Origin of the sequence: Haloferula sp. (genome assembly GCF_049672945.1) — a bacterium.
Taxonomy (GTDB): Bacteria; Verrucomicrobiota; Verrucomicrobiia; order Verrucomicrobiales; family Akkermansiaceae; genus Haloferula.
The window spans coordinates 1-3,948 of record NZ_JBATWY010000217.1 but is presented as its reverse complement, the minus strand read 5'-3'; the positions used below and the strand labels follow the sequence as shown (position 1 = coordinate 3,948).

General features: G+C 58.3%; 3 protein-coding genes. All 3 read right to left on the bottom strand.

The window, feature by feature from the left end:
- On the bottom strand, nt 1-1,709 hold a 1,709-nt coding region (locus WBG04_RS18950; protein WP_424316286.1), incomplete at its 3' end, for a CotH kinase family protein.
- 199 nt (nt 1,710-1,908) lie between these two features.
- The gene (locus tag WBG04_RS18945; protein WP_424316285.1) at nt 1,909-2,388 is read right to left on the bottom strand and encodes a hypothetical protein; all 480 of its coding nucleotides are present in this window, start codon (nt 2,386-2,388) and stop codon (nt 1,909-1,911) included.
- Between the two features lie 331 nt (nt 2,389-2,719).
- Nucleotides 2,720-3,948 (bottom strand): dihydrolipoyl dehydrogenase (gene lpdA, locus WBG04_RS18940; protein ID WP_424316284.1); only part of this gene is annotated, 1,229 nt, incomplete at its 5' end.

Genomic DNA, 3,948 nt, shown 5'->3' with positions numbered 1-3,948 from the left:
ACATAGTAGTGGATCCGGTTTCCACCCGAAACCGCAGGAAGATCCGCACTGTAGGTTCCGCTTCCACTGTCGGTCATGGGCAGCATCGTGAACGCGTGGTTCCGGCCGTTGATGCTGTAATAGAGATTCGCTTCGGCGATCATCACTTGAGATTCGTCAAAGGTGGCCCGGATGGAGCTCGGTGAGCCAGCAAGCGGATCATTGACCGGGGAAACCGAGACAAACCTGGGTGAAGGAACACCTACTTCCGGGTCCGCGAGCAAGAACGCGCGACGATCGCGAACAAACTCCTTCAAGATCGCCATCTCGCCGGCAGTATCAGCATCAAACGATTCCAAGCTCTTCAATTTGATGGGGTCTGCTTCAACATGAGGCCGGATCAGTGCCGCATAGGTATCCACCTTGGCACCCATATTCTCGACCGTGAAGGTCCGGTCCAGAACCGTGCGCAGGTGGGCCAGATAACGCTGACGAAACGGAGGATGGGCGAGAAGCCGGGTCGATAAAGGTCGGGCCGCCAAAAGATTTTCCCCGTAAACGGCAGGCAGGGAAGCGCGCTTCGACATGGTGAAGGTCTCGTTGCCATCCCGTTGGATCGGGTGGAGCCGGCCGGTATCGGCATCCCGAAACATCTGATAATCACCCGCCTTCGAAAGATAGCCGTCCTCGTCGATGAAGATGTTTTCGAGCACCATCATCCAGAGCCAGCGATCGACGGCAAACACACGGTCGATGTAATCCGGGAAATCGGCATCGGGCGTGTGGTTCAAGGCGTTGATTGAGAGAATCAGCGAACTCCAGGCCGCCTCCTCACCGTTGAAATCACTCTTGAGTTCGTAACCATCGTAGTCCGAAGGCTCACCGCCCATCCAGCGCAGGCTGCCGCCGAAATCGATCTTGCCTGCAAAGCCTCCAGGGCGGCCAACCCCTGCCCGCCAGCGATCCCCATCCGGGTCATCGAACCAGCCCTCTAACAGGTCGCGGTTCTCCTGCTGAACATTGACGTAGATTCCGAAGTAGTCGCCGTTGACGAACAACCTCACGAAATTGACATGCGGACTCGGGAAATACTCCGCGCAGGCATTGCTGTAGATCAACTCCCGCATGAACGAGGCATCGCCGAAGGAGTTGTTCAGGTTCAGCGTCTTGATACCCAGAAGTCGTTGGTCCGGATCCGTCTGATCCAAGTCGATGGCAAATGACTTCTTTCGCGAGCCGGGGATGAAGGCATACGAATTGAAGCCCCTGTAGTGCACTCCGACATTCGGGTAAGAAACTCCCTCAACTGTTAGGCCGGCAAGCAGGTTCGTATCCGTTCCAAAATTCTCTGCCAAACGGTCTTCCCAATCCGCTTCGCCGAACGACAGACTCAGATCGCGGAGCACACTGACATCGTAGAGCGCCGGGACTCGATCGTCGCCAAGCAGGACCGCCCGGAAATAGCGCGCCGTGCCAGCACGGGAAAAACTCACCCTGTCCTCGCCCACTTCAAATCGAAGCGGAATTCCGCCTGGTTTCACGACGTCCCACTTCACGAGATCCGTCGAATTCTCCAAAACCCAAACGGTCCCTGCAGGACGGCCTGAGAGGGTCAAGACCACGTTTCCGCTGGAGTCGACCGGATCGATGAACACCTGCGTCTCGCCCGAAACCTGTTCTGAAACAGCCCACAGGATCAAGAGACCGAAGGTGAGGAGTTTTGAGTTCATGGTTTCGATGCGAAAGGATTTCCCTGAAATGGCAAATGGCAGGGAATCAGAGCACCGAAACTTACTTCAACAAACCCTGATGGTCGATGCTGAAGAGTTCAGGTAGGAGGGGCTCGGCAGGGCGGGAATGCGCTTGCTACCCTGCCATTTGGAGTGGTGTTGGTTGAATCAGAAGTGAATCGCGTGGCCTTCGTGGGCGTCAGGGATAGCGTTGTCCGCTTGCTGCGTCATTCATCCACACGGAAGAGGATTCTTTGCCGAGTTGGCCATTTACGAGATAGGTCGCGTTGGCCTTGGGCGTGAAGGTGAAGGTCTCGGTGGCGGTTTTTGCGACGTTGCCTCCGAAAGTATAGACGAGCGCGGCGCCGTCGGCGGCGAAGTGATCGTGCGCGGAGAGAGTCAGTTGGATTGGCTGACCTGCGGGGATTTGGACCTTTGACTCGCCGATCATGACGCCGGGGCCACCTCCGTATGGGGTGCGCATGGGGCTGGACAGGGAGTTCTTTCCCTCGACCTTGCTGACCCTGAAGACAGAGGCTTTGAAGGCATCCTGAGCGGTGCCCGTATTTTGGATCGTTGCGGTTGGGCCAGTGTAGTCCTTTGGGAGAGAGTAGTTGTTGGCGCAACTTGAGAAAAGACCGGCAAGAGCCGCGACGGAGAGAAGTTTAGCGTGAATCATGGATGATGAATGGTTAGATGGGTGGACTATGCCGCGATGGCGGTAGGAAAGGTCAAGCTTACTGATGGTTGAAAGTGTCGAGGGCGATCAAGCCAGGGAAAGAATCGGACCAGAATGGATCGGATGAAGGCTACAAACTTGGATGTTCTTGATGTCGGGCATCATGATTGAGCCCCAACGCTCGCCAAAGACTGAGGATCTTGGCTCCAGCATCCTATTCATCTTGGTCCAAAATAAGGTCGCTGCTCCGGAACGAAAAAAAGGCCCGCCGGGGGATCCGGCGTGCCTTTGGTGGATGGTTGGGCATGGCGGATGGAATCCGCCGCCACGCTCAGAAGTGAATCGCGTGGCCTTCGGCGGCGAGGGTGGCTTCGTGGATGACTTCGCTCATCGTCGGGTGGGCGTGGATGGTGGCGTGGATGTCATCGATCGTGAGTTCCTGGTCAAGGGCGAGGCCCATTTCCGCGATCAGCTCGGTGGCGTTGTCGCCGATGATATGGGCGCCCAGCAACTCACCGTGCTTCTTGCCATAGAGCAGTTTGGCGAAGCCGTCGGGCTCGCCGGCGGCGATGGCCTTGCCGATCGCCATGAAGGGGATCTTGCCGACGGTGTATTCGATGCCTTCCTCCTTGAGGGCACGCTCGGTTTTTCCGACGGAGGCGACCTGCGGGTGGCAGTAGGTGCAGCCGGGGAAGTTCTTCACCTGACGTGGGGTACTACCTTCGACGTAGAGACCTTCCACAAGCTGAATCGCTTCGAAGGAGGCGGTGTGGGCGAGCCATGGAGGGCCGGTGATGTCGCCGCAGGCGTAAACGCCGGGGATCGAGGTCTGGTAACGTTCGTCGACGTCGATGTAGCCGCGCTCGCCGAGAGCCGGCTGCTCGCCGCCGGGGAGGACGGGTTGCACGCCGATGGCGACGAGGCAGACGTCGGCGGAGATCGTGCCGTTCTCCTTGGCGCCTTCCACAGTGATCTCGACTTTGTCGCCGAGGTCCTTGGTGGCGGTGACCTTGTGACCGGTGAGGCAGCGGATGCCCTGCTTGGTGAAGGATTTCTGAAGGGCGTCGCCGATCTCGTCGTCTTCGACGGGAACCATGCGGTCCATCATTTCGATGACGGTGACTTTGGTGCCGAAGGCGTTGTAGATGTAGGCGAACTCGACGCCGATGGCACCGGCGCCGATGATGATCATTTCCTTCGGCTGGGTCGGCAGGTTCATCGCTTCTTTCGAGCCGATGACGGATTTGCCGTTGAAAGGAAGGCCGGGGAGGTCGCGGGTCTTGCAACCGGTGGCGATGATGATGTGCTTGGCTTCGGCGCTGGATTTCGAGCCATCCTTGGCGGTGACCTCAACTTTGCCGGGCGCGGTGACGGCTCCGTGGCCGCGGACGTACTCGATGCCGTTCTTCTTGAAGAGAAACTCAATGCCGCCGGCGAGCTTGTCGGAGACCTTGCGCGAGCGGCCGACGACGGCGGACCAGTCGTAGCTGAGGTTGTCGAACGAGAAGCCGAACTCCTTCGCGCGGTGCGCCATGGTGTGGTAGAGCTCGGCGTTCTTGA

Excerpts from the sequence above, each read along its gene's own strand:
- WBG04_RS18945 (WP_424316285.1), bottom strand. The coding sequence starts at position 2,388 with ATGATTCACGCTAAACTTCTCTCCGTCGCGGCTCTTGCCGGTCTTTTC.